The organism is Streptomyces sp. CB01373 (assembly GCF_002803075.1).
Taxonomy (GTDB): Bacteria; Actinomycetota; Actinomycetes; order Streptomycetales; family Streptomycetaceae; genus Streptomyces.
In genome coordinates this window covers 257,838-282,529 of record NZ_NNBK01000005.1, presented here as the reverse complement: position 1 = coordinate 282,529, position 24,692 = coordinate 257,838, and the positions used below count along the sequence as shown (strand labels likewise).

General features: G+C 72.9%; 23 protein-coding genes. 13 read left to right on the top strand and 10 right to left on the bottom strand.

The window, feature by feature from the left end:
• Positions 1–11 precede the first annotated feature (11 nt).
• The gene (locus CG719_RS10175; protein ID WP_100568206.1) at positions 12–524 is read right to left on the bottom strand and encodes a hypothetical protein; all 513 of its coding nucleotides are present in this window, start codon (positions 522–524) and stop codon (positions 12–14) included.
• A 22-nt stretch (positions 525–546) separates the two neighbouring features.
• The gene (locus CG719_RS10170; protein WP_100568205.1) at positions 547–1,662 is read right to left on the bottom strand and encodes a magnesium and cobalt transport protein CorA; all 1,116 of its coding nucleotides are present in this window, start codon (positions 1,660–1,662) and stop codon (positions 547–549) included.
• A 487-nt stretch (positions 1,663–2,149) separates the two neighbouring features.
• On the opposite strand from CG719_RS10170, the gene CG719_RS10165 reads away from it, so the two are divergent.
• Entirely contained in the window at positions 2,150–2,734 is a 585-nt protein-coding gene (locus tag CG719_RS10165) for a suppressor of fused domain protein (RefSeq protein WP_100568204.1), read from the top strand.
• Positions 2,735–2,774: 40 nt separating this feature from the next.
• On the opposite strand, the gene CG719_RS10160 is transcribed toward CG719_RS10165, so the two are convergent.
• Positions 2,775–4,031: an MFS transporter gene (locus CG719_RS10160; RefSeq protein ID WP_100568203.1), complete on the bottom strand. Its 1,257-nt coding sequence runs from the start codon at positions 4,029–4,031 to the stop codon at positions 2,775–2,777.
• A 149-nt stretch (positions 4,032–4,180) separates the two neighbouring features.
• Between CG719_RS10160 and CG719_RS10155 the strand changes: the two genes are divergently transcribed.
• The 3 genes from CG719_RS10155 to CG719_RS10145 all read left to right on the top strand — a co-directional run bounded on the left by CG719_RS10155 (position 4,181) and on the right by CG719_RS10145 (position 6,510).
• Positions 4,181–4,822 carry a DUF6758 family protein gene (locus CG719_RS10155; RefSeq protein WP_100568202.1) on the top strand — a complete coding sequence of 214 codons (642 nt, stop codon included), beginning with the start codon at positions 4,181–4,183 and terminating at the stop codon, positions 4,820–4,822.
• A gap of 172 nt (positions 4,823–4,994) precedes the next feature.
• Positions 4,995–5,852 carry a PHP domain-containing protein gene (locus CG719_RS10150; protein WP_100568201.1) on the top strand — a complete coding sequence of 286 codons (858 nt, stop codon included), beginning with the start codon at positions 4,995–4,997 and terminating at the stop codon, positions 5,850–5,852.
• Between the two features lie 52 nt (positions 5,853–5,904).
• Entirely contained in the window at positions 5,905–6,510 is a 606-nt protein-coding gene (locus CG719_RS10145; protein WP_100568200.1) for a MarC family protein, read from the top strand.
• Positions 6,511–6,583: 73 nt separating this feature from the next.
• Here the strand turns inward: CG719_RS10145 and CG719_RS10140 are convergent, their stop codons facing one another.
• Complete coding sequence (locus CG719_RS10140) at positions 6,584–6,736, bottom strand: hypothetical protein (protein ID WP_100568199.1); 153 nt, start codon at positions 6,734–6,736, stop codon at positions 6,584–6,586.
• Positions 6,737–6,932: 196 nt separating this feature from the next.
• On the opposite strand from CG719_RS10140, the gene CG719_RS10135 reads away from it, so the two are divergent.
• Positions 6,933–7,829: an NYN domain-containing protein gene (locus CG719_RS10135; protein ID WP_100568198.1), complete on the top strand. Its 897-nt coding sequence runs from the start codon at positions 6,933–6,935 to the stop codon at positions 7,827–7,829.
• Here the strand turns inward: CG719_RS10135 and CG719_RS10130 are convergent.
• Positions 7,826–8,713, bottom strand: coding sequence for an alpha/beta fold hydrolase (locus CG719_RS10130; protein ID WP_199836584.1), 888 nt, complete (start codon positions 8,711–8,713; stop codon positions 7,826–7,828). The genes CG719_RS10135 and CG719_RS10130 overlap by 4 nt on opposite strands.
• A gap of 513 nt (positions 8,714–9,226) precedes the next feature.
• Positions 9,227–11,812 (bottom strand): DEAD/DEAH box helicase, encoded by a 2,586-nt coding sequence (locus CG719_RS10125; RefSeq protein ID WP_100568196.1) that lies wholly within the window; start codon positions 11,810–11,812, stop codon positions 9,227–9,229.
• 491 nt (positions 11,813–12,303) lie between these two features.
• Between CG719_RS10125 and CG719_RS10120 the strand changes: the two genes are divergently transcribed.
• The gene (locus CG719_RS10120; RefSeq protein WP_100568285.1) at positions 12,304–13,050 is read left to right on the top strand and encodes a ferritin-like fold-containing protein; all 747 of its coding nucleotides are present in this window, start codon (positions 12,304–12,306) and stop codon (positions 13,048–13,050) included.
• 47 nt (positions 13,051–13,097) lie between these two features.
• On the opposite strand, the gene CG719_RS10115 is transcribed toward CG719_RS10120, so the two are convergent.
• The 4 genes from CG719_RS10115 to CG719_RS10100 all read right to left on the bottom strand — a co-directional run bounded on the left by CG719_RS10115 (position 13,098) and on the right by CG719_RS10100 (position 15,054).
• Positions 13,098–13,367 (bottom strand): hypothetical protein, encoded by a 270-nt coding sequence (locus CG719_RS10115; RefSeq protein WP_100568195.1) that lies wholly within the window; start codon positions 13,365–13,367, stop codon positions 13,098–13,100.
• Between the two features lie 190 nt (positions 13,368–13,557).
• Positions 13,558–13,785: a DUF3107 domain-containing protein gene (locus CG719_RS10110; protein ID WP_062711803.1), complete on the bottom strand. Its 228-nt coding sequence runs from the start codon at positions 13,783–13,785 to the stop codon at positions 13,558–13,560.
• 175 nt (positions 13,786–13,960) lie between these two features.
• On the bottom strand, positions 13,961–14,605 hold the full coding sequence (locus CG719_RS10105) for a TetR/AcrR family transcriptional regulator (RefSeq protein WP_100568194.1): 645 nt from the start codon (positions 14,603–14,605) through the stop codon (positions 13,961–13,963).
• A gap of 236 nt (positions 14,606–14,841) precedes the next feature.
• Positions 14,842–15,054 (bottom strand): hypothetical protein, encoded by a 213-nt coding sequence (locus CG719_RS10100; protein WP_100568193.1) that lies wholly within the window; start codon positions 15,052–15,054, stop codon positions 14,842–14,844.
• A gap of 220 nt (positions 15,055–15,274) precedes the next feature.
• On the opposite strand from CG719_RS10100, the gene CG719_RS10095 reads away from it, so the two are divergent.
• The 7 genes from CG719_RS10095 to moeZ all read left to right on the top strand — a co-directional run bounded on the left by CG719_RS10095 (position 15,275) and on the right by moeZ (position 24,631).
• On the top strand, positions 15,275–16,396 hold the full coding sequence (locus tag CG719_RS10095) for an alpha/beta fold hydrolase (protein WP_199836583.1): 1,122 nt from the start codon (positions 15,275–15,277) through the stop codon (positions 16,394–16,396).
• Positions 16,397–17,106: 710 nt separating this feature from the next.
• On the top strand, positions 17,107–18,228 hold the full coding sequence (locus tag CG719_RS10090) for a DUF3152 domain-containing protein (RefSeq protein ID WP_324838196.1): 1,122 nt from the start codon (positions 17,107–17,109) through the stop codon (positions 18,226–18,228).
• A gap of 231 nt (positions 18,229–18,459) precedes the next feature.
• Positions 18,460–20,199 carry a DUF3492 domain-containing protein gene (locus tag CG719_RS10085; RefSeq protein ID WP_100568191.1) on the top strand — a complete coding sequence of 580 codons (1,740 nt, stop codon included), beginning with the start codon at positions 18,460–18,462 and terminating at the stop codon, positions 20,197–20,199.
• A complete protein-coding gene (locus tag CG719_RS10080; RefSeq protein ID WP_234375500.1) occupies positions 20,196–21,404 on the top strand; it encodes a hypothetical protein in 1,209 nt (402 codons plus the stop codon). Before CG719_RS10085 ends, CG719_RS10080 begins: the two co-directional genes overlap by 4 nt.
• 285 nt (positions 21,405–21,689) lie before the next feature.
• Positions 21,690–22,652 carry an NAD-dependent epimerase/dehydratase family protein gene (locus CG719_RS10075; protein WP_100568190.1) on the top strand — a complete coding sequence of 321 codons (963 nt, stop codon included), beginning with the start codon at positions 21,690–21,692 and terminating at the stop codon, positions 22,650–22,652.
• Positions 22,640–23,389, top strand: coding sequence for a spherulation-specific family 4 protein (locus tag CG719_RS10070; RefSeq protein WP_100568189.1), 750 nt, complete (start codon positions 22,640–22,642; stop codon positions 23,387–23,389). The genes CG719_RS10075 and CG719_RS10070 overlap by 13 nt, the downstream gene beginning before the upstream one ends.
• A gap of 63 nt (positions 23,390–23,452) precedes the next feature.
• Entirely contained in the window at positions 23,453–24,631 is a 1,179-nt protein-coding gene (gene moeZ / locus CG719_RS10065; RefSeq protein ID WP_100568188.1) for an adenylyltransferase/sulfurtransferase MoeZ, read from the top strand.
• Positions 24,632–24,692 lie beyond the last annotated feature (61 nt).

The following is a 24,692-nucleotide window of genomic DNA, read 5'->3' as shown; positions in this document are numbered from 1 at the left end:
GGAAAGGGGGGCTACTTCCGCCGCTTCCGCTTCACCAGCAGCCGCGGCAGCCCCTCCGGGGCCGGCCGACGGGTCGTCGCCGGGGTGGGCAGCGGTGCCTCGGCCAGCGAGTCCTCCGGCAGCGGCGCGGTCGTCCCGGTGGGCTCCAGGCGCAGCACCCGGCACTCGCGGGCCCAGCGCGCGGTCATCGCCTCGCCGTCGGGTGCGTTGAGCCGCTTCCCCTTCAGCTCGGCCACCGCCTCCTGCCACCGCGGGGAGTCCGGCGCGACCTCGACGACCCGCGCGGCCCAGGTGACCAGGCGGCCGCCCTTGTCCTTGCTGCGGACCGTCACCTCGGCGCCGGCTCCGTCGGCCAGCCCGGGCAGCGGCTGCTCGCCGGGCCCGTCGCCCACCACGCATGCCGCGCCCTCGTGCCAGACGTGCCACAGGGCGCGGGCCGGGACGCCGGGGCCCTTGACCCAGACGAGGCCGGACTTCTTGGTGGCCTCCTCGACGAGGGCCTGGTCGAGCAGCTCGGTGTTCATGGCAGAAGAGTAACGAGCCCGCTCACAGCCAGCCGTTGCGCTTGAGCGTGCGGTGGATGCCCAGGCAGATCACGGCCGTGAGCCCCAGGATCAGCGGGTAGCCGTACTTCAGGTGCAGCTCGGGCATGTACTTGAAGTTCATGCCGTACACACCGCAGACCATCGTCGGCACGGCGATGATCGCGGCCCAGGCCGTGATCTTCCGCATGTCCTCGTTCTGTGCGACGGACGCCTGCGCCAGGTTGGCCTGGAGGATGGAGTTGAGCAGCTCGTCGAAGCCGACGACCTGCTCCTGTACGCGGGCCACGTGGTCGGCCACGTCCCGGAAGTACTTCTGGATGTCCGGGTCGATCAGCCGCATCGGACGCTCGCTCAGCAGCTGCATGGGCCGCAGCAGCGGCGACACCGCCCGCTTGAACGCCAGTACCTCGCGCTTGAGTTGGTAGATCCGGCCGGCGTCGGTGCCGCGCGGGGTGCCGCCACGGCCCGGCGAGAACACCTCCGTCTCGACCTCGTCGACGTCCTCCTGCAACGCGTCCGCGACCGCCATGTACCCGTCGACGACGTGGTCCGCGATGGCGTGCAGCACCGCGGAGGGGCCCTTGGCCAGCAGCTCGGGGTCGTCCTGCAGACGGTGCCGCAGCGCGCGCAGGGAGCCCTGGCCGCCGTGCCGGACGGTGATGAAGAAGTCCCGGCCGGTGAAGCACATCACCTCGCCGGTCTCCACGATCTCGCTGTTGGGCGTGAGCTCGTCGTGGTCGACGTAGTGGATGGTCTTGAACACCGTGAAGAGCGTGTCGTCGTAGCGCTCCAGCTTGGGCCGCTGGTGGGCCGTGACCGCGTCCTCCACGGCCAGCGGGTGCAGCCCGAACTCCGCGGCGATACCGGCGAATTCGGCTTCGTTCGGCTCGTGCAGGCCGATCCACACGAAGCCCCCGTCGCGCCGCACCTGGCGCATCGCCTCCGGAGGGGTGAGCGGCCGGTCGGTCGGGACCCGGGAGCCGTCGCGGTAGACGGCGCAGTCCACGATGGCCGAGGGGGCCGCCGGGTCGCGCGTGGTGTCGTACGCCCCGTCGTCCCGGCGCGGGGCCGGGCGGGAGGTGCGGACCACGGAACGCAGGTCGCGGATCATCGACATGGCGGGCTCCTTCGCAGCGAGCGACGAGCGGCCGAGGGCGGTCGGAACTGCCCGGAATGAGGACGTGGTGGCCTCAGGGATGTTTGGCACGTCCACAAAGCGGGGAGCACCGCACCGTCACGGTGGCGAGCTTCGTCACTGACAGATCAGACAGATCAAAACGAAACGAAGTGCTCTTCCGTATGACGTGCGCGAAGGCACGAACGCGAGAGGTGGCGACCGACCGGAGTCAGAGCGACGACATCAGCGGCGGGAAGAGCGGGTGCTACTGCACGGTCGACTTCGATCCATGACAGCCCCACCTCCTCCGGCCGGTCCCTCGTAAGGGAGTCCCATCGGCGTCGTGGCCGGATCAGGGCCTCCCCAGGGTTGAACACCTGGGGGGCACCTCGTTGCGCGCTGCCCCGGACGACCGGCCAAGAGTATCAGCAGCCCGGTGTGTCAAGGCGCCGCTTTGCCTGCCGCTGACGAGTTCTATGCTCGCCGCATGGCTGATGTTCTTCCTCTGGTCGAGGCCCGGTTGCGTTCCGCGCTGGGCGAACCGGACGCCCGCGCCGCGGTCACCTTCCTCGGCACGGACCGGCTCGAGGTGCTGCGCTTCCACGAGGGGGACATCGTCCGGTACGCCACCCTCGGCATGTCCGCCCGGCCCATGACCGATCCCACCGCGCTGGTCGCGGATCCGGTCGAGGGGCCGCGCGCCGAGCTGGTCCTCTCCGTCCGCGCCGGCCTCGCCGACACCGACAAGGTGCTCCGCCCGCTCGCCGTACTGGGGGCGTCTCCGCAGGTCGAGGGCGTGGTCGTGGCGCCGGACGCCTCGCTCGACGTGGGCGAGCCGCTGTGGCCCGGCGCGCCCTTCACCTCGGTCCTGGTGGCCGAGCCGGGCGGCCTGGTGGAGGACCTGGAACTCGACGAGCCGCGGGACCCCGTACGGTTCCTGCCGCTGCTGCCGATGACCCCGAACGAGGCCGCCTGGAAGCGGGTACACGGCGCGCAGGCCCTGCGGGAGCGCTGGCTGAGCCATGGGACGGACCTGCGGGACCCGGCCCGCGGTTCCGTCCCGCTGGAGTGAGCCGGAGTGAGCAAGCTCACCAACAGGCCGTCGGCCCACGTCAGTTGGCGAAGATCGTGACGCTGTCCTCGGTGGCGTGCCGCGGCTGCAGCTCCTCCGCGTCGGAGGTGAGGGCCCGGCGCCGGACGGCGACCACCAGCGCGCCCGCCACCGCGGTCGCCCCCGCGACCGCGAACGGCACGCGGAGGTCGGTCCACTCCGCGATCTTCGGCGCGAGGAAGGGTGCGGCGGCCGCGGCGAACCAGCGCACGAAGTTGTAGCCCGCGCTCGCCACCGGACGGGGGGCGTCCGACACCCCGAGGGCCAGCTCGGTGTAGACGGTGTTGTTCACGCCGATGAACGCGCCCGACAGGATGGTGCAGACGACGGCGGTGGTGTGGTCGCCGTAGCCGAGCACGACGACGTCGGCGGCCAGCAGCACCAGCGAGCCGCCGAGCACCTTCAGCGAGCCGAACCGCGCCTGCATGCGCGGCGCCACCACCACCGAGAACAGCGCGAGCAGAACACCCCAGGCGAAGAACACCGCACCCGACTTGTACGGGGTCATGTTCAGCACGAACGGCGTGAAGGCCAGCACCGTGAAGAACGTGTAGTTGTAGAAGAACGCCGAGACCGCCGCCGAGGCGAGACCGCCGTGGCCGAGCGCCCTGACCGGGTCCAGCAGGGAGGTCTTGCGGGCGGGCCTCGGCTGCTCCTTCAGGAAGGCCGTGATGCACAGGAAGCCGACGGCCATCAGGAACGCGGTGCCGAAGAACGGATAGCGCCAGCTCGCGTTGCCGAGCAGCGCGCCGACCAGTGGGCCACAGGCCATGCCGAGGCCGAGCGCCGACTCGTAGAGCAGGATCGCCGCCGCGCTGCCGCCTGCCGCAGCTCCGACGATGACCGCGAGGGCGGTAGAGACGAAGAGCGCGTTGCCGAGGCCCCAGCCGGCCCGGAAGCCGACGAGCTGGGCGACGGAGCCCGAGGTGCCGGCGAGTCCGGCGAAGACCACCACGAGGGCGAGGCCGAGCAGCAGGGTCTTGCGGCCGCCGATGCGGCTGGAGACGAAGCCGGTCACCAGCATCGCGACGGCGGTGATCAGGAAGTACGAGGTGAAGAGCAGGGAGACCTGGCTCGCGGTGGCGTTCAGGCCCTTGGCGATGGAGGGCAGGATCGGGTCGACGAGCCCGATGCCCATGAAGGCGACGACGGACGCGCCGGCCGTCGCCCAGACCGCCCTGGGCTGCCGCAGGATGCTTCCCGCGCCCGCGTCGAACGGGTCGTCGCCCTCCGCGGGACCCCCTGTGCTGCTGTGCATGCCGCCTCCTCCGATCGTTGCTATTTACACACAATAAGTTAGCCACCCTAATTGGTGCAACATGCATCTAGTTCGTCGTGGCCGGGCGGCCGGGCCGGACGGGTGATCGTCCTTGACGTGGCGCTGCCGGGGTAGGACCGTGGGGCCCTATGAGGGGCGAACCCAGTTGCCCGAAGTGCGGTGGCCGGGTCAGGGCTCCCGGACTATTCAGCGATTCCTGGCAGTGCGATGTGCACGGGACCGTGTATCCGCTGCAGCCCGTGATCCCGCCCAGCGTCGAAGCCCTCGGTGTCGTGGTGCAGCGGACCCAGGTGCCGGTGTGGATGCCGTGGCCGCTGCCTGTCGGCTGGCTGTTCACCGGCGTGACCTACGCCGGGGACGAGCGCAGCGGCGGCCGTGCCACCGCGGTGGCCTGTTCGGGGCCCGGGCCGCTCGGCGGCATGGGCGAACTCATCCTGGTCGCCGAGGAACTCGGCGTCGGCCTCGGCGCGCGCTACGCAGGCATCGACGGCCCGGACCCCGGCACCTATCTGGATGTGGAGAAGCCGCCCGACGCCAAGCTCCTGGCCGGCGGCCGCCCCACCCCGCTGTGGCACGTCTCCGGCGCCCCGGACGACCGGGCCGTCTTCGCCGGCGAGGCGCTCGGGCTGTGGCTGTGGGCGGTGGTGTGGCCCGAGCAGTCCGGGCTGCTGATGTACGACGAACTGGTGCTGGCCGACCTGCGGGACGCGGGCCCCGAACTCGAACTGGTCCCGTGCGGGGCCCTGTCGCCGCGACTGCTGCATCCGTAGGGCGTGCGCGGGGCGCCGTGGGGGCCGCGCGGGACTCCGTGGGGAGAGCGAGCCGCGCGGGCTGCGCGAGCCGTAGGGGGCGCTCGGCGGTCGCGGGTGTGACAGGACACCCGTCGGCGCCCGTTATCCTGGGGTGTCCCCTTCCGTCCCGTCAGAGCCTGGAGTCCGTGTCGTGCGCATCGACCTGCACACCCACTCCAGCGCGTCCGACGGCACGGACACCCCGGCCGAGCTGGTGCGCAATGCCGCCGCGGCGGGTCTGGACGTCGTCGCCCTGACCGACCACGACACCACCCGCGGGCACGCCGAGGCGATCGCCGCGCTCCCCGAGGGGCTCACCCTGGTCACCGGCGCCGAACTCTCCTGCCGGGTCGACGGCATCAGCATGCATCTGCTGGCCTACCTCTTCGACCCCGCGGAGCCCGCGCTGCTCGCCGAGCGCGAGCTGGTCCGCGACGACCGGGTGCCCCGGGCCAAGGCCATGATCGCCAAGCTGAACGCGCTGGGCGTGCCGGTCACCTGGGAGCAGGTCGCACGGATCGCGGGCGACGGTTCGGTCGGTCGGCCGCACATCGCGACCGCGCTGGTCGAGCTCGGCCTCGTACCCACCGTGAGCGACGCCTTCACCCAGGAGTGGCTGGCCGACAGCGGCCGCGCCTGGGTCGCGAAGCACGAGACGGACCCCTTCGAGGCGATCCGGCTGGTCAAGGGCGCGGGCGGAGTGTGCGTCTTCGCCCACCCGGCTGCGGTCAAGCGCGGCCGTACGGTGCCGGAGTCCCGTATCGCGGAGCTGGCCGCGGCCGGGCTGGACGGCATCGAGGTCGACCACATGGACCACGACCCCGACACCCGGACACGGCTGCGCGGCCTGGCCGGCGAACTGGGGCTGCTCACGACCGGCTCCAGCGACTACCACGGCAGCCGCAAGACCGTCTCGCTCGGTGAGTTCACGACGCATCCCGACGTGTACGGGGAGATCACGCGGCGGGCCACCGGGGCGTTCCCGGTGCCGGGGGCCGGCGGGGTCTGAGGCCCGCCTCTCCCGCTCTCACGTCACTTCTCTTCCGCAAGGCCTCTCACCGATGTTCGACGCTGCCGTTTTCGGCTCCCTGTTCCTCACCCTTTTTGTCATCATGGATCCCCCCGGGATCACCCCGATCTTCCTCGCGCTGACCGCCGGACGACCCGCCAAGACGCAGAAGCGGATGGCCTTCCAGGCCGTCTGCGTGGCCGGCGGGGTCATAGCCGTCTTCGGTGTGCTCGGCAACCAGATCCTGGGTTACCTGCACGTGTCCGTCCCGGCGCTGATGATCGCCGGCGGACTGCTCCTGCTTCTGATCGCGCTCGACCTGCTCACCGGCAAGACGGACGAACCCAAGCAGACCAAGGACGTCAACGTCGCGCTGGTCCCGCTCGGCATGCCGCTGCTCGCCGGTCCCGGCGCGATCGTGTCCGTCATCCTCGCCGTGCAGAAGGCCGGCGGCGTGGCGGGCCAGATATCGGTGTGGTCGGCGATCCTCGCCATCCACGTGGTGCTGTGGCTGGTCATGCGCTACTCGCTGCTGATCATCCGGGTCATCAAGGACGGCGGCGTGGTCCTGGTGACGCGGCTCGCGGGCATGATGCTCTCCGCGATCGCCGTGCAGCAGATCATCAACGGGGTCACGCAGGTGATCCGGGGCGCCTGACCGCGCGCATGCGCGAAGCCCCCGTACGGCTGCCGTACGGGGGCTTCGAAGTTTCCGCGGTGATCCGTTCCTGTTATGAGGCCGTGGTCTCGGCCGGGCGGATCCACAGCCGCTGTCCCACAGCGGCGGCCTGCTGAACGATCCGGTTGACGGAGGCGGCGTCCACGACAGTGCAGTCCACGGGCGTACCGTCGACCTCGTCGAGTCGCATGATTTCGAAGCGCATTGCCTCTCCCTTCGTCTGGTCATCCTCCTGAGGAGAACTACTTGGCTTCACTCGGGTACAACGGACTGCACGGTGCAAACATTCCCTACGCTAAAGAAATTTTTCGAGTGTCTAATGAGTGACCGGTAAGGCAGCTTCAATTGACCGACTGGGACCGGTTGTGTTCACAGCGTGACCGCCGGGACAATGGAGGACGATGAACGGTGACCTCGGGGCGCTGAGCGCCCGCATCGACCGCACCAACGAGTTGCTGCAACGCATGCTCGCCGAGGTGGCGAAGACGCCCTCTACCCACGCGATCTTCGTGGACGCCGGGTACCTCTACGCGGCGGCGGGGCGGCTGGTGGCCGGGACGGAGGACCGCCGCGCCTTCGACCTGGACGCCGAGGGGCTGATCGACGCGCTCATCGACCGGGCGCGTACGGCCTTCGCCGACAGCCGGCTGCTGCGCGTCTACTGGTACGACGGCGCCCGCCGCCGCATCCACACCGCGGAGCAGCAGTCCATCGCCGAGCTGCCGGACGTCAAGGTCCGCCTGGGCAACCTCAACGCCAACAACCAGCAGAAGGGCGTCGACTCCCTCATCCGCACGGATCTGGAGTCACTGGCCCGGCACCGCGCCATCAGCGACGCGGCGCTGCTCGGCGGCGACGAGGACCTGGTCTCGGCGGTGGAGGCCGCCCAGGGCTACGGCGCCCGGGTGCACCTGTGGGGCATCGAGGCCCCCGAGGCCCGCAACCAGGCCGAGCCGCTGCTCTGGGAGGTCGACAGCCAGCGCACCCTCGAGCTGGAGTTCTTCAAGCCGTACGTCTCCCGGCGCACCGCCCCCGCCTACGACCCCGCCCAGACGGCCCGCCCGACCCGCGAGAACGTCCGCTTCGTGGGCGCGCAGATCGCCGCCAAGTGGCTGGCGGCGCGCGGCCGTGAATCCGTGGGGGAACTGCTCCCCGGCCATCCGTATCTGCCCGGTTCGGTGGACCAGGACCTGCTGGTCGAGGCCGAGGGCATCCTCCAGTACTCCCTGCGCGGCCAGGCCGACCTGCGGCGCTCGCTGCGCGACGGCTTCTGGGAGCACCTTCAGGCGCAGTTCTAGCCGGCCGCCCCGGTGGGGCTGTCCCAGAAGGCGGCGAGGGCACGGGCGGTGGCGAGCGGCTGGTCGCAGTTGGGGGAGTGCTCGGCCCCTTCGACGACCGTACGCAGGGCGCCCAGTTGCCGGGCCATGTCGTCCAGGAGGGGCACGGGCCAGGTGTCGTCCCGCGCGCCGGAGAGCACGTGGAACGGCAGCGGCCTGGCGGCGAGTTCGGCGACGCGGTCCGGCTCGGTGCACAACTGGAGCCCCGTTGCGAGGAGTTGTGCGGGCTTGTGGCCCAGCCAGCGGTGGCGCAGGTCCGCCTGGTCGGCGAGGCCCGCGTCGAGTCCGGCGCCGGTGTCGGTCTCCTCGGGCGGTTCCGTCGCCTGGATGACCTCCCACACCTCGGCCATCGACATCACGCCGAGCGCGTCCCGCAGCAGTTTCACCCGCTGCTGCTGGGAGACGGAGATCTGCGCCGGGCCGGAGGCCATCAGGGTGAGCGAGGCGAAGGGGGAGTGGTCGAGGAGCACGGCCGCGCGGGCGATCTGCCCGCCGAGCGAGTGCCCCAGCAGATGCACCGGCGTGCCGAGCGCGTCCGCCTGCGCGAGGACGTCCCGCGCGAGTTCTTCCTGCGCGTACGCGGACTCGTCGTCCACCGGTCCGTCCGACTCGAACTGCCCGCGGCCGTCCACGGCCACGGTGCGGTACCCGCGCGCCGCGAGCGGCTCGTGCAGCGGGTTGAAGTCCTCCTTGCTCCCGGTGAACCCCGGCAGCAGCAGCACGGTGCCCCGCGGCTCGGCACCGGCCGGCACGGCCATGTCGACCACGGCGAACTCGCCGCGTGCGGTACGCAGCCGGTAGGCACGCGCCCCCGGCGGCGGGACGAACGTAGGAGGCCTGCTCATGCGCCGAGGCTATCGGTCACGGCGCCTTCGGGGGCACCGGGACGCCAGTGCGAGTGAAGCAGCCGACGGTCGGACGACCGGGTGAACCGACAGCCGGGACGCGCCGCTTACGGGCGAGCGTGCCACAGGGGTGTATGGGCGTCTGCGGGCTCGCTGCGGTGGCGGCCCTGGCGGTGGCCCGCGCCGGGATCTCGGCGGTGTCCGCCGTCGCGTTGCGGGTGTGGCGTGGTGGGTTGGGTGGTTGGGGTGAAGTGGCGGCCGGGTACGCCGACGGCCCGGTCCCACTCGGGGTGGGCGTGGGCCGCATGGGTGTGCGGGCGTCCGTGGGCTGCGCTGTGGGGGCGGCCCTGGCGGTGGCCCGCGCCGGGATCTCGGCGGTTCCGCCGTCGCGTTGCGGGTGTGGCGTGGTGGGTTGGGTGGTTGGGGTGAAGCGGCGGCCGGGTACGCCGACGGCCCGGTCCCACTCGGGGTGGGGCCGGGCCGCAGGGGTGTACGGGCGTACGGAGTGCCGGGTCAGGCGTCCGTGGGCTCCGCCGTGGTGGCGGCCTTGGCGGTGGTCTGCGCCGGGATCTCGGCGGTGTCCACCGCCGCCTTGGCGGCCGCCGTCTTGCGCGTACGGCGCGGCTTCGGCTCGGCGACGGCGTCGACGGCCTCCGCGGGGGCCTCGGCGGCCTTGCGGGTGCGGCGACGCGGCTTGACCTCCGCCTCGTCGGCCTCCGCCGTCGCCGCGACCGACTTCCGGGTGCGGCGCGGCTTGGCCTCGGCGGCTTCCGGCGCTTCCGGCGCTTCCGCGGTGGCCGCGGCCTTGCGGGTGCGGCGGGGCTTGGCTGCCGTGGCCTCGTCGGCGACGGGCGCGTCGGCCGTCTCGGCGGTCTTGCGGGTCCGGCGGCGCGGCTTGGTCTCCGCCTCGCCGGTGGTGTCCGCCACGGCCTCGGTCGCGGTCGCCGCCTTGCGGGTGCGGCGGCGCGGCTTGGCCTCCGCGCCCTCGGCGGCGTCGACCGCCGCCTCGGCGGCGCTGTCCGGCCCGTCGGCCACCTGCGCCGGGATCTCCGCGGCGACCGCCGCGGCGGCCTTGCGGGTGCGGCGAGGCTTGGCCTCGGCGGTGTCCACGACGGCTTCCGTCGCGTCTGCGGTGACCGTGGCCGCAGTGGCCTTGCGGGTGCGGCGACGGGGCTTGGTCTCCGCCTCGTCGACAACGCCCTCGGCCGCGTCCAGCGCGGCTTCCGGCGCGGTGGCCGTGGCCTTGCGGGTCCGGCGGCGCGGCTTGGTGTCCGCCTCGTCGACGACGCCCTCGGTGGTGTCCGCCGCGGCCTCGGGTGCGGTCGCCGCCTTGCGGGTGCGGCGGCGCGGCTTGGCCTCGGGCTGGTCCGCGGTGGGCTCGGCCGTGTCCAGGACCGTCTCGGCGGTGGTCTCGGCCGGAGCCGCCGGCTCCGGGGCGACCTCGGTGCCGGTTTCGGCCGGGGCCGTCGTGACCGTCTGCTCCGCCGACTTGCGGGTACGGCGGCGACGCGGCTTCGCGGGCGCCTCGGCGGCGTCGAGAGCGGGGCCCTCGGCCGTCGCCACCGCGGACTCCGCGGGCTCGACGGTCTCCAGCGGCTCGGACGGTGCCGTCGACTCGCCGGTCGTCACCGTCTGCGCGGGAGAACCGCCCCGCAGACGGCGCCGACGGCGCGGAGTGCGCGTGCCGGACGCCTCTTCCGCGACCGTGCCCTCGACGGGCGCGGCGTCGGCCGGCGTACCGGCGGCCGGCGTGACCGCCGCCGAGTCCAGCGGCGCCCCGCCACGGGTGCGGCGTCGGCGACGCGGCGTACGCGCCGGGCGCTCACGGTCCGCGGAGTGCTCACGGTCCGCCGGGCGTCCCTCGTTCCGGCCGCCCCGGCCACCGCGACCGCGCGCACCGCGGCCACCGGTCTCGCCGAGGTCCTCCAGCTCCTCCGCCTCCAGCCCGGCGCGGGTGCGCTCCGAGCGCGGCAGGACGCCCTTGGTGCCCTCGGGGATGCCCAGCTCGGCGAAGAGGTGCGGCGAGGTCGAGTACGTCTCGACCGGGTCGTTGAAGTCCAGCTCCAGCGCCTTGTTGATGAGCTGCCAGCGCGGGATGTCGTCCCAGTCGACGAGCGTGATCGCCGTACCCTTCGCGCCCGCGCGGCCGGTACGGCCGATGCGGTGCAGGTACGTTTTCTCGTCCTCGGGCGACTGGTAGTTGACGACGTGCGTGACGCCCTCGACGTCGATGCCGCGCGCGGCGACGTCGGTGCAGACGAGCACGTCGACCTTCCCGTTGCGGAAGGCGCGCAGCGCCTGCTCGCGGGCGCCCTGGCCGAGGTCGCCGTGGACCGAGCCGGAGGCGAAGCCGCGGCGCTGGAGCTGCTCGGCGATGTCGGCGGCCGTGCGCTTCGTACGGCAGAAGATCATCGCCAGTCCGCGGCCGTCGGCCTGGAGGATGCGGGAGACCATCTCCGGCTTGTCGAGCGAGTGCGCCCGGAACACGAACTGCTTGATGTTCGCGACTGTCGCGCCCTCGTCGTCCGGCGCGGTGGCGCGAATGTGCGTCGGCTGCGACATGTAGCGGCGGGCCAGACCGATGACCGCGCCCGGCATGGTGGCCGAGAACAGCATGGTCTGCCGCCTGGCCGGCAGCATGCCGATGATCTTCTCGACGTCGGGCAGGAAGCCCAGGTCGAGCATCTCGTCGGCCTCGTCGAGCACCAGGCACTTGACGTGCTTCAGGTTCAGCTTCTTCTGGCCGGCCAGGTCCAGCAGGCGGCCCGGGGTGCCGACGACCACGTCGACGCCCTTCTTCAGCGCCTCCACCTGGGGCTCGTACGCCCGGCCGCCGTAGATCGCGGTGACGCGCACGTTGCGCACCTTGCCCGCGGTCAGCAGGTCGTTGGTCACCTGCACGCACAGCTCACGTGTGGGGACGACGATGAGCGCCTGCGGGGTGTCGGTGAGGTCCTCGGGCTGCGCGCGGCCCGCCTCGACGTCGGCGGGGACGGTGACGCGCTCCAGGAGCGGAAGACCGAAACCGAGCGTCTTGCCGGTGCCGGTCTTGGCCTGGCCGATGACGTCCGTGCCCGTGAGGGCCACGGGGAGTGTCATCTCCTGGATGGGGAAGGGAGTGATGATGCCGACGGCTTCCAGGGCCTCGGCGGTCTCGGGAAGGATCCCGAGTTCTCGGAACGTCGTAGTCAGGGTGCTGCCTCTTCTGTGTGCGCGGTGCGAGGCGAGCGCGGGGGTCGTGTCTGACCGTGCCGGGGACGTCGGCCGCCCACGCGGGCGGGCCGTGTGGACACGGGACCACAGCCGACGCTCTAGCGCTCGAACCGCTTGGAGGTCCCTCCGATCGTCGTACGCACAGTGCCGTACGGTCAGGGAGGGCTGTCGGGTCGGAGCCGATCGGGCCACCGACCGGGCATCCTCATGCGTGCGGCCTGTCGACATACGCAGAAACACGACGGCGTACTCAGCAGGCGCATTACCACCATACCCCGGAAACGCGCACACGTGATGGCCGATTCGGTCACGTAGTCGTCGTCACACTGGTTCACCAGGTCCTTCGCAGGCGCGGAGAGCGGGCTATTGTGCGCTTCATGACGAGCTCTGACAAGTCTGACAACGCCTCCGACACGCCCGCCGAGCCCACCGGAATCGCCGCCCAGGACTGGGCGACGGCCGCCGCCGACCCGCAGTACCGCGCCGCGGTCGTGGACCTGCTCGGCGCCCTCGCGTACGGAGAGCTCGCGGCGTTCGAGCGGCTCGCGGAGGACGCCAAGCTGGCGCCCACCCTCGCGGACAAGGCCGAGCTGGCGAAGATGGCGTCGGCCGAGTTCCACCACTTCGAGCGGCTGCGCGACCGGCTCACCGAGATGGGCGAGGAGCCGACGCTCGCGATGGAGCCCTTCGTCGCCGCGCTCGACGGCTTCCACCGGCAGACGGCGCCCTCGGACTGGCTGGAAGGTCTCGTCAAGGCCTACGTCGGCGACTCGATCGCCAGCGACTTCTACCGGGAGGTCGCCGTCCGCCTGGACTCCGACACGCGCGAGCTGGTCCTGGCCGTCCTGGACGACACCGGGCACGCCGAGTTCGCGGTGGAGAAGGTGCGCGCGGCGATCGACGCGGACCCGCGCGTCGGCGGCCGGCTCGCGCTGTGGGCGCGGCGGCTGATGGGCGAGGCCCTGTCGCAGTCCCAGCGGGTCGTGGCCGACCGGGACGCGCTGTCCACGATGCTCGTCGGCGGTGTCGCGGACGGCTTCGACCTCGCCGAGGTCGGCAGGATGTTCTCCCGGATCACCGAGGCGCACACCAAGCGGATGGCCGCGCTGGGGCTGGCCGCGTAGGCCCGCCGGGAGTCGGTTTCAGGGGGTGCGCCGTCGGCGGCGTCGGATCAGGCCGGCGCCGACCGCCGGCGCAGTCTTCCCGCGGGGCGCACCAGCAGGGACAGCGAGGCGGCGGAGACGACCACCGCGCCGAGCAGCGTCGGCAGCAGGCTGCCGGAGCCCAGCGCGCTGTGGGTGACGAAGGCACCGAACAGGCCTCCCGCGACACCGGTCGACTGCACCAGGCGACGCGACGGCAGCCGGTGGGACAGGCGGTGGAACGCGGTCCAGCCGAGCAGCAGACCGATCAACGCGGAGCCGAGCGCTTCCAAGAACATGATGGTTCCCTCCCACACGATCGGCCGGTGCCGGGCGGTCGTAGCCGGTCTTACCCCTGACCTGCGGAACGCAACCCTCCCTGTGCGCGGATTGTGCGCCACCCGTGAAGTCGCCCGTGACGGCGGAACGCGGGAGGGGGCCCGCGGCTCTCACCGCGTGGCCCCCTCCCGTCGTCCGATGACGCGGCGACTACAGCGCGCCGAAGCCCACCTTGCGCGGCGCCGGCTCACCGAGCTCGACGTACGCGAGCCGGTCGGCCGGGACCAGCACCTTGCGGCCGTGCTCGTCGACGAGGGTCAGCAGCTGCGACTTCCCGGCCAGCGCCTCGGACACCGCCCGCTCGACCTCCTCGGCACTCTGACCGCTCTCCAGAACGATCTCGCGGGGCGCGTGCTGCACGCCGATCTTGACCTCCACGGCTATGTCCCTCCGACGGTCAGTGAAGTGCGCGACCTTGCGCGCCGTACCAGCACACATTAGCCCGGTGAGGGGACGAACACGCTCCGCCCGGGAACGCCAGGAGCGAACAGCCTGAGGGAACAGAACTCCTGTACGGCGGTGCTCCGGCGGGGTGCGGTGGTGCCGCGGGCGGTCAGTGGTGCTGCTCGGCGCCGTGCAGCGGGAAACCGGCGATGCCGCGCCACGCCAGGGACGCCAGCAGCTGGACCGCCTGGTCGCGCGGGACGCTGCGGTCGCTGTGCAGCCAGGAGCGCGCCACCACCTGGGCGAGTCCGCCGAGGCCCGAGGCCAGCAGCATCGACTCCGCGCGGGAGAGGCCGGTGTCCTCCGCGATCACCTCGCAGATCGCCTCGGCGCACTCGTTGGTGACCTTGTCGACGCGCTCGCGCACCGCCGGCTCGTTCGTCAGGTCCGACTCGAATACCAGCCGGAAGGCGCCGCCGTCGTCCTCGACGTACGCGAAGTACGCGTCCATCGTGGCGCGCACGCGCTGCTTGTTGTCCGTGGTCGAGGCGAGCGCGCCGCGCACCGACTGGATGAGCGCCTCGCAGTGCTGGTCCAGGAGGGCGAGATAGAGGTCGAGCTTGCCCGGGAAGTGCTGGTAGAGCACCGGCTTGCTGACACCGGCGCGCTCGGCGATGTCGTCCATGGCGGCCGCGTGGTAGCCCTGCGCCACGAAGACTTCCTGGGCGGCGCCCAGCAGCTGGTTCCGTCGGGCACGGCGCGGCAGGCGCGTGCCACGCGGGCGTGCCGCCTCTGTCTGCTCGATGGCTGTCACGCCGCCTCCCAAAGTCGTCCACATGCGGTGTGCGCCGCGTCGCCATCGTACTTTTCGGTAACCGTGGTGTGCGCGGTGCGAGCGCAGGATTTCACGGACCGGACAGCGACAAAAGCGGCATAGAAGGTTTCAAACAGGCTCAAGGTGGGCATAAAGCTGCGCTCCTGCTCAGCGGCGGTCCTTCCCGTCACGCGTCCCGAGTGCCGTCCCACGCGTCACCCTGTGCGCCCCGTCCCTCACCGGTAGTCGTCCTCGTCGATGGAGACGCCCCGCGCCTGTTCGATGAGATCGGCCTCGTTGGCGCGGTCCGGATCCCCGGTGAGGGGTTCGTCGTGGTCCGGTGTGACGTCGGCGTGCTGCTCGGCGGCGTCGCCCTCCGTGGCCTCGACAGCGATCTCCGTGGCGTCGTCGTCCTCGTACGTCTCGGGATCGGTGGGGTCGAATGACATGCTGGGCTCCCTTCCTGCTGCATGCTGCGGAATGTCCCTGCGAATGTCCCTGGAAAAGCAGGGGCCATGTGCGGGTGCCCTCTGTATGAGCGTAGGAGACACCCGTTGGCGACGCTATGCGATCCGTGGCCCGGACGGCGGTCCCGCCCGCGCATGATCTGTGACAGCTGACACAGGCGAACACATGAGTCACTACGTGATCGTCTCGTAACATTGCCGCATGTCTTCGACCGAGCTGCCTTTCGTGCCGCCCGCCAACGTTCTGCCGAGGGTGGCGCCCGTCGGGGTCGAGGAGGGCGAACGGCTGCGCTCGGTCGAGCTGCCGGGCATCACGCTGTCGGTGCGCTCGCGGCCGCCCGCGCGGGAGGGGCTGCCGCCCGCGCTGTACGTGCACGGCCTCGGCGGCTCCTCCCGGAACTGGTCCGCCCTGATGCCGCTGCTCGACGGTGTCGTCGACGGCGAGGCGGTCGACCTGCCGGGCTTCGGCGACTCCCCGCCGCCGGACGACGGCGACTACTCCGTCACCGGGCACGCGCGCGCGGTCATCCGCCTCCTCGACGCCTCGGGGCGAGGACCGGTGCACCTGCTGGGCAACTCGCTGGGCGGCGCCGTGACCACGCGCGTCGCGGCGTTGCGGCCCGACCTCGTGCGGACGCTCACGCTGGTCTCGCCCGCGCTGCCCGAACTCCGGGTGCAGCGCACCGCCCTGCCGACCGGCCTGCTCGCGGTGCCCGGCGTGACCGCCCTGTTCACCCGGATCACCCGGGAGTGGACGGCGGAGCAGCGGGTCCGCGGGGTCATGGCCCTGTGCTACGGCGACCCGGGACGGGTGACGGACGAGGGCCTGCGCAACGCGGTGGGGGAGATGGAGCGGCGGCTTCGACTGCCATACTTCTGGGACGCGATGTCGCGCTCCGCGCGCGGGATCGTGGACGCGTACACGCTGGGCGGTCAGCACGGCCTGTGGCGACAGGCCGAGCGGGTCCTCGCGCCCACGCTGCTGATCTACGGCGGCCGTGACCAGCTCGTCGGCTTCCGCATGGCCCAGCGGGCGGCCCGCGCCTTCCGTGACTCCCGCCTCCTCACCCTGCCGGACGCCGGCCATGTGGCGATGATGGAGTATCCGGAGACCGTGGCCACCGCGTTCCGCGAACTGCTGCTGGACACGGGAGAGTTGGAGGCCGGATCGATGACGGAACCGGAAGCGGGCGCCGAGGCCGACCGCGGGGTCCGGGCTTCCGGGGCGGGCACCGGCGATGGCGCTCGCGGTTCCGGGACGGCCGGTGGTGCCCCAGGCCCGGAGACCGGCGGAGCCCCCTTCGGCGCGAGCACGGGGGGCTGAGGGCCGACGTGGGACGCCACAGCCGCCGCGGGTCCGCGCCCAAGGGCAAGGCCGCGAAGACGAGCACCGGCCGGGACGACAGCACACCCCCACCGGGGTACGGGCCAGGAGACGGCCGTGAGGCGCAGGGCGGCCCGGAGCCTCGGGACGACGGCCGCCTTCGGGGTGGTCCGGAGGCCCGCGAGTACGGGGGCGGCGCCGAGCCCTGGCGAGGCCCGAGCGGTCGGCCGGGTCCGGGCCAGGCGCCGATTCCCGGCCAGGTGCCCGGGCAGCGGGCCGGAGTCGGCGGAACCACGGGCCCGGCCTACGGAGGGCCCCGCCTCCACGACGGCACACCGGCCCACGGCACTCCGCGCTTCGACGGCCGGACTCCTCCCCATGGCACCCCGCGCCTCGACGGCGGAACCCCTCCCCATGGGGTGCCGCACTTCGCGGACGGGACGCCCGCGCAGGGGATTCCGTGGCCCGCGGGCGGGGCCTCCGGTCCCGGCGGTCCGCGGCTGTCTGACGGGGCGCCGGCTCAGGGCGGACCCCGTCCGCCCGGCGGCACGCCCGCTCACGGAACGCCACGTCCGGCCGACGGCACTCCGGCGCGCGGCGTTCCGCGGGTCGCCGACGGCACCCCGGCCGGGGGGATTCCCCGGGTTCGCGGTGGGCACCCGGAGCAGCGGGAAGCCGACGGCGGCTGGGGACAGTTGGGGGCGGATGCCATGGACGGGAGCGGAGCACAGGGGCCGACGGCCGCCGGTCTCGGCAGCTCGACGGACCTCGGTGGCCCCGCCGCTCCCGCCGCCTCCGCGCGTGCCCGCGCCCCCATTCCCCGGCAGCGGCGGGCGTCAGCCGGCGGGCCGCGGCAGGACTACCTCGACGCCTTCGGCGAGGACGACGACGTCTTCGCGCCCCGCGGTGACGCGCGCACCGCGGACCAGGGCGCGGCTCCGCCGTCCGGCCCGGCCGGGCCGGACGCGGCGGACAGCGGGGACGGCGACGCCGCGCGACCGGCCGGCGAGTCCGCGCGGGGCACCGTGACCAAGGGGAAGGCGTTCACCGGCATCGCGGCCGCCGCCGTCACCACCGTGCTCGCCGTCGTGGTCGCCGGACAGGTCGCCCACGACCGGTCCGACGCCGGGCTGCTCCCCCAGTCGGCCACCGACCGGGCGGCGCCCGACGCCGCCGGCATCGCGGGCGCGGGCACGGGTGCGGACGCCAAGGCGGCGCCGAACGTGTCGGCGCTGACGTACGACCAGAAGATGAGCACGAAGTACCCGCTCAGCCCCACCCTCAAGGGATCCGGCCGGTTCGACGCGGTGCCCGGCTTCGCCAAGGCACCCGGCACGGGGCGCAAGTACACCTACCGCGTCGACGTGGAGCAGGGCCTCGGCCTGGACGGCGAGCACTTCGCCGCGGCCGTGCAGAAGACGCTCAACGACGACCGCAGCTGGGCCCACAACGGCGGACGCACCTTCGAGCGCATCTCCTCCGGCAAGCCCGACTTCGTCATCACGCTCGCCAGCCCGGGCACCACCGCCACGTGGTGCGCCAAGTCCGGTCTGGACACGACCGAGGACAACGTCTCCTGCGACTCGGCCGCCACCGAACGCGTGATGATCAACGCCTACCGGTGGGCGCAGGGCTCCAAGACCTACGGCGACGAGATGTACGCCTACCGGGAGATGCTGATCAACCACGAGGTCGGCCACCGGCTCGGCTACGGCCACGTCACCTGCGACAAGGACGGCGCGCTCGCGCCGGTCATGCAGCAGCAGACGAAGTTCCTGGACCACGACGGAATCCACTGCCTGCCCAACCCCTGGCCCTACCCGGGGAGCTGACCGGAGCCGGGCCGGCCGGGCCCGAGGTGTGACGTTTCGTGTCCGGTTGATGTTCTGACGCGACGGAACGCCGTTCGCGCAGGAAAGTTACGACCGTTCACCCCTTTTGGTGGCGCGACGGACAACCGTCCATCGCGCCACCGTCATGTCCGCATACGTTCGTTCCGCTGCGAGCCGCCGTCGCGACGGCGGCTCTCCACACGGGACAGACGGGAGAGCGGGGGTGCACGCGTGCGCATCGGACTGGTGACGGAGGGTGGCTACCCGTATGTGAGTGGTGACGCCGGACTCTGGTGCGAACGGCTCGTGCGCGGGCTCGAACGGCACGAGTTCGACCTCTACGCGCTCAGCCGCAGCCGGCAGCAGGAGGACGAGGGATGGGTGCCCCTGCCGCCACAGGTCAGCCGGGTCCGTACCGCGTCGCCGTGGGCGGCAGAGGACGACGGCGCCGTGTACGGACGGCGTGCGCGCCGGCGCTTCGCCGAGTGCTACGGGGAGCTGGCGTCGGCGCTGGTCGCGGCGAGCGGCGGCGATCTGCGCGAGTTCGGCGCGGCGGGCAGGGCGGCGGGCACGGGCGGCGCCGGACTTGAGGCGGACCGTTTCAGCAGTGCGCTGTACGGCCTCGCCGAACTCGCCCGCGACGAGGGCGGCCTGGCGGGCGCGCTGCGCTCGGAATCCGCCGTCCGCGCGCTGGAACGCGCCTGCCGCGCGCCCGGCGCACCGCGGGCGGCGCGCGAGGCCCGCGTCCCCGATCTGCTCGCGGTCGCCGCGCACCTGCGGCAGACACTGAGCCCCCTGTCGCTCGACTGGTACGAGGACGACGGCCTCGGCGCAACCGACCTCTGCCACGCGGCGGCCGGCGGCACGGCGGCCCTGTCCGGACTGCTCGCGCACCACTTCACCGGCGTGCCCCTGCTGATCACCGAGTACGGCGTGCGTCTGCGCGCGCACTACCTCGCCGCCGACGCCGACAGCACCGCACCGGCCGTGCGGGCCCTGCTCGCCGCCTTCCACGGCGGTCTCGCCGCCGAGGTCTACCGGCGGGCCGCCGTCGTCACCCACGGCAACGCGCACGCCCGTCGCTGGCAGGAGCGCTGCGGCGCCGACCGCGCCAAGCTGCGCACCGTCCACCCCGGCATGGACGCCGCCCCCTTCGCCGAGGCCGGCGAGTCGCCGGAGGCCGCCGACCCGTACACGCTCGTGTGGGTCGGCCGGGTCGGGCCCGCCAAGGACCTGGTGTCCCTGCTGCACGCCTTCGCCGAGGTGCACAGGGAGGAGCCCAAGGCACGGCTGCGGATCGTGAGCGCGGGGACCGGTTCCGACGGGGCCGCCTACCTGGGCCACTGCAGGGTGCTCGCCGCCCAGCTCTTCCCCGACGAGGCCGCGGGTCCGCACACCGTCGGGGACAACCCGGTGTCCTTCGAGGAGATCGGCGGCCCGGAGGTGCCGACCCTCGCCGACGCCTACGCCTCGGGCGCCGTGGTCGTCCTGTCCAGCGTGGTCGAGGGCTTCCCGCTCGGCCTGGCCGAGGCCATGCTGTGCGGCCGTGCGACGGTCTCGACGGACGTCGGCGCGGTCGTCGAGGTTGTCGGCGGCACCGGGGTGGTCGTGCCCCCGCGCAATCCGCGGGCGCTCGCCGAGGTGTGCGTGAACCTGCTGCGCAACCCCGAGCGCCGTGCGCGCCTGGGCGCCGCGGCCCGCGCCCGCGCGCTCGAACTCTTCACCGTCGAGCAGAACATCGCGGCCTTCCACGGCATCTACCTGGAGGTCGTGTCGCACTGCCCGGTCCGGCGCGTCGTGCTCGACGAGACCGGCGAGCCCCTGCCGTTCGCCGCGCCCGCCGAGGCCCATGTGCCCGGCCGCTGGACCCGGGCCGCGGACCGCTTCGCGGCGCGCTCTCGCCCCAGCTGGGCCACCGGCTCACCGACGGGGTGCGCGGGCCCCACGACCACCACGGAGGCTTCCCGATGACCGGCCCGAGAACAGAGGACCACCTCGCCACCCCGGCCGGCCGGGGTGGTCAGGGCGACGGCTTCGACGGCGGGCCCGCCCTCGACCCGGGCCTCTCCGTACCCTCCCGGCGTGGTGCGGCCGACCCGGTCAAGGTGCTGATGCACCGTCACCGCGAGCTGTGCGAGCGGGCCGTCGACCCCTTGGAGATCGCCGCGGGCCTGGAGGCCCACGGAGTCACCGACCGCACCGCCGCCCGCTTCCGCCACCGTGACGTCTTCTCACTCGCCGAGGAGATGTACGCCCGGATCAGCCGGGACACCGAGACACCCCCGCGGCACGAGGCCGCCGCCGTACCCCGGCTGGGCCTCGGCCCGGCCACCTTCGGCCTGCTGCCCGGCGCCCTGTGCGCGGCCGCCGTCGCCGGGATCCGCCTGACCGGGGGCCGGACCCGGCTGGGCGTCGCCGCGCTCGGCGTCGTGGCCGTGGGCCTGGCCCTGCGCGCCGTACTGCGCCGCGGCCCGCTGAGCGCCGAAGGGCGCACGCCCCCCGCGCACACGCCCGGCACCCGCACCTGGACGTGTTGGCTCCTCGGCTACGCCCTCCTCGGCGACGGCCTGCTCGGCGCGGCCGTCGGCGGCGGGCCCGAAGGACTGCCCGACTTCACCGCGGCCGGGGCCTGGCCCCTGACCACCGCCCCTGTGCTGGCCCTCGCCCTGGCCTGCGGACCGGCGGCGTGGACCACGCACCGCTTCACCGCCGGCGCCCGGCACAAGGTGACCACCAGCCGGGGCCTGGAGGAGTTCGCCGTATCCGTACGGCCCCTGCTGCTCGGCACGTTCGGCCTGTTCCTGTGCGCCCTGGCCGCCCTGCTCGCCGTGTGCGGCGCGGTCCTGGACGAGCCCGCCGGCTACGCCCAGGCCCTCACGCTGGGCGCGCTGCTGCTGCTCGCGCGCCTCCTCACCACCCACGGCTTCACCCACGCCCCGGCCGTCGCTCTCGGCGCCGCGGCCGCGTCCGGGGCGACGGCCCTGGCCACCGTCTTCGCCGCCCGCCTCCCCGGCTGCGGTGCCCTCGCCGCCCCGGTCGACACCCTCGTGTCCGCCTGGGGACCCGGCGGCGTACCGGCCCTTGCCTGCGGAACCGCCGCCCTGGCCCTGCTCCTGCACGCGACCCGCACGCTGACCCGGGCCTCCGCCCATGCGCGGACGGAGCGGCAGTCGTGAAAGGCGCGGCAGCCGTCAGCGGAACGGCGGCCGTGCGGGGCTCGGCTGCCGTGAGGGGCGCGGGGCCGGCCCCGGTCACCCCCGCGTGCCCCCGTACGGCCGTGGCCACGGACGCCGCCCGCGTTCCCCCTTCGGCCGCGGGCGCACGACCCAGTGCAGGCCCGCGACCCATCGCCGGAGCCCGTCGCACCACCCCCTAGAAGGAGAAAACCAGATGATCACCGCCCGATCCGGAGCGTCCGGAGCATCCGGAGCCACCGGAGCGCACACCCCGGGAGCCGCCCGATGAGGGTTCTGCTGATCGGAGCCAACGGATACCTCGGCCGTTTCGTCGCCGACCGTCTGCTCGCCGACCCGGCCGTCCAGCTCACCGCGCTGGGCCGCGGCGACGACGCCGACGTCCGCTTCGACCTCGCGGCCGGCAGCCCCGGAGCGCTCACCCGCTTCCTGGACGCGGTCCACCCCGGCGTCGTCGTCAACTGCGCGGGAGCCACCCGCGGCGGCGCCCGCGACCTCACCCGGCACAACACCGTCGCCGTCGCCACCGTCTGCGAGGCCCTGCGCCGCAGCGGCTGCGGCGCCCGGCTGGTGCAGCTCGGCTGCAGTTCCGAGTACGGCCCGAGCCAGCCCGGCTCCTCCACGGCCGAGGACGCCGTGCCCCGCCCTGGCGGCCCGTACGGCGTCAGCAAACTCGCCGCCACCGAACTGGTTCTCGGCTCGGGTCTCGACGCCGTGGTGCTCCGCGTCTTCTCGCCCGCCGGGCCCGGCACCCCGGCCGGTTCGCCGCTCGGCCGGCTCGCCGAGGCCATGCGCCGCGCCATGCAGTCCGGGGACAGCGACCTCAAACTCGGCGGCCTCGGCGTCCAGCGCGACTTCGTCGACGTCCGCGACGTGGCCCGCGCCGTCCACGCCGCCTCCCTCTCGGCAGCCCAGGGCGTCATCAACATCGGCTCGGGCCGGGCCGTCCGGCTGCGGGACGCCGCGGCGATCCTCGCCCGCGTCGCCGGATACGGCGGCGCCCTGCACGAACTCGACGGCCCGCCCGGCGGCCACCTCAGGGCCGCCATCGGGCACCCCCGCACGGAGGCGGACCACCCCGCCCCGGTCGCCTACCCGTACCCCGATGGCTGCGGCAGCTGGCAGCAGGCCGATGTGCGCACCGCCCGCGACCGGCTCGGCTGGCGGCCCCGGATCAACCTCGAAGAGTCCCTCGCCGACATCTGGATGGAGGCGGCATGCCGTATCTGACCAGCACCCCCGTGGGCATCCCGAGCACCACACTGCGCACCGGACTCGGTGTCCCCGGCTGGGCCCACCCCCTGCTCGCCCCGGCCGAGTGGAACGAACTCACCCGGCCCGGCCCACCCCTTCACTGGGTTGTTCTCAACGTCGCCGACGGCCCCGGCGTCCAGCCCGACCCGCACTGCCTGGAGGCGGCGGGACGGCTGCGCAACGCCGGCGTCCGCGTCCTCGGCCACCTCGACGCCGCGCACGGCGCCCGGTCCTTCATCGAGCTGGTCTCCGAAGCGCGGCGCTACCTCGAGTGGTACCGGGCCGACGGTTTCCTGCTGGAACACTGCCCCGCCGACCGTGCCGGGCTGCCCGAGGTCCGCCGGACGATCGACGCGTTGCGGGCGGTGCGTGACGACACCCACATCGTCCTCGGTCACGGCACCCACCCGCACCCCGGCTACGCGGAGCACGCCGACCAACTGGTGACCTTCCGCGGCTCGTGGAGCGACTACCGCTGGTCGCAGGTCGCCGAGTGGACCGCCGATCATCCGCCCGAGCGCTTCTGCCACTTCGTGCACGGAGTCCCGCGCGGCCACCTCGACGAGGCGCTCCGCATCGCCCGCTGGCAGGGGGCGGCGACCATCTGGTTCACCGACCGCTCCGACCGCGACCGCACGGCCGGCCCCTGGGAGAACATGCCCGGTTACTGGGACGAAATCGTCTCGCGGATCGGACGAGGTGTCTCGGAATGAAGAAGGGCGTGGCAGTGTTACGAGGAGAACAACCGTAGTGTTTGACCGACCAACGGAGTCCCCGTGTCGCTGCCACCCCTGGTCGAGCCGGCTCCCGAGCTCACCGTAGACGAGGTTCGCAGGTACTCCCGCCACCTGATCATCCCCGACGTGGGGATGGACGGGCAGAAGCGGCTGAAGAATGCCAAGGTGCTCTTTGTGGGCGCCGGCGGGCTGGGTTCGCCGGGTCTGATGTACATGGCCGCGGCGGGCGTCGGCACGCTCGGCATCGCGGAGTTCGACGAGGTGGACGAGTCGAACCTGCAGCGCCAGGTCATCCACAGCCAGTCCGACATCGGCCGCCCCAAGGCCGAGTCCGCGCGGGACACCATCAAGGGCATCAACCCGTACGTGAACGTCGTCCTTCACCAGGAGCGGCTCGAGGCCGACAACGTGAAGGAGATCTTCAGCCAGTACGACCTGATCGTCGACGGCACGGACAACTTCGCGACCCGGTACCTGGTCAACGACGCCTGTGTGCTGCTCAACAAGCCGTACGTGTGGGGTTCGATCTACCGCTTCGACGGTCAGGCCTCCGTCTTCTGGTCCGAGCACGGCCCCTGCTACCGCTGCCTCTACCCGGAGCCGCCGCCCCCGGGCATGGTCCCCTCCTGCGCCGAGGGCGGCGTCCTGGGCGTGCTGTGCGCGTCCATCGGCTCCATCCAGGCCAACGAGGCCATCAAGCTGCTGGCGGGCATCGGCGAGCCGCTGGTCGGCCGCCTGATGATCTACGACGCCCTGGAGATGCAGTACCGCCAGGTCAAGGTCCGCAAGGACCCCGACTGCGCGGTCTGCGGCACGAACCCGACCGTCACCGAGCTCATCGACTACGAGGCCTTCTGCGGCGTCGTCTCCGAGGAGGCCCAGGCGGCGGCCGCCGACTCGACGATCACTCCCAAGCAGCTCAAGGAGTGGCTCGACGACGGTGAGAACATCGAGCTCATCGACGTCCGTGAGCCGAACGAGTTCGAGATCGTCTCCATCCCGGGCGCCCGGCTGGTCCCGAAGAACGAGTTCCTCATGGGCTCCGCCCTGGAGAGCCTCCCGCACGACAAGAAGATCGTCCTGAACTGCAAGACGGGTGTCCGCAGTGCGGAAGTCCTCGCCGTGCTGAAGTCCGCGGGCTTCGCGGACGCCGTGCACGTCGGCGGCGGCGTGATCGGCTGGGTCAACCAGATCGAACCGCACAAGCCGGTCTACTGATCGCCGGTCCGGCTGACCAGCAGGACCGAAGAAGCCCACGGCTCTGACCAGCTCAGCTGCC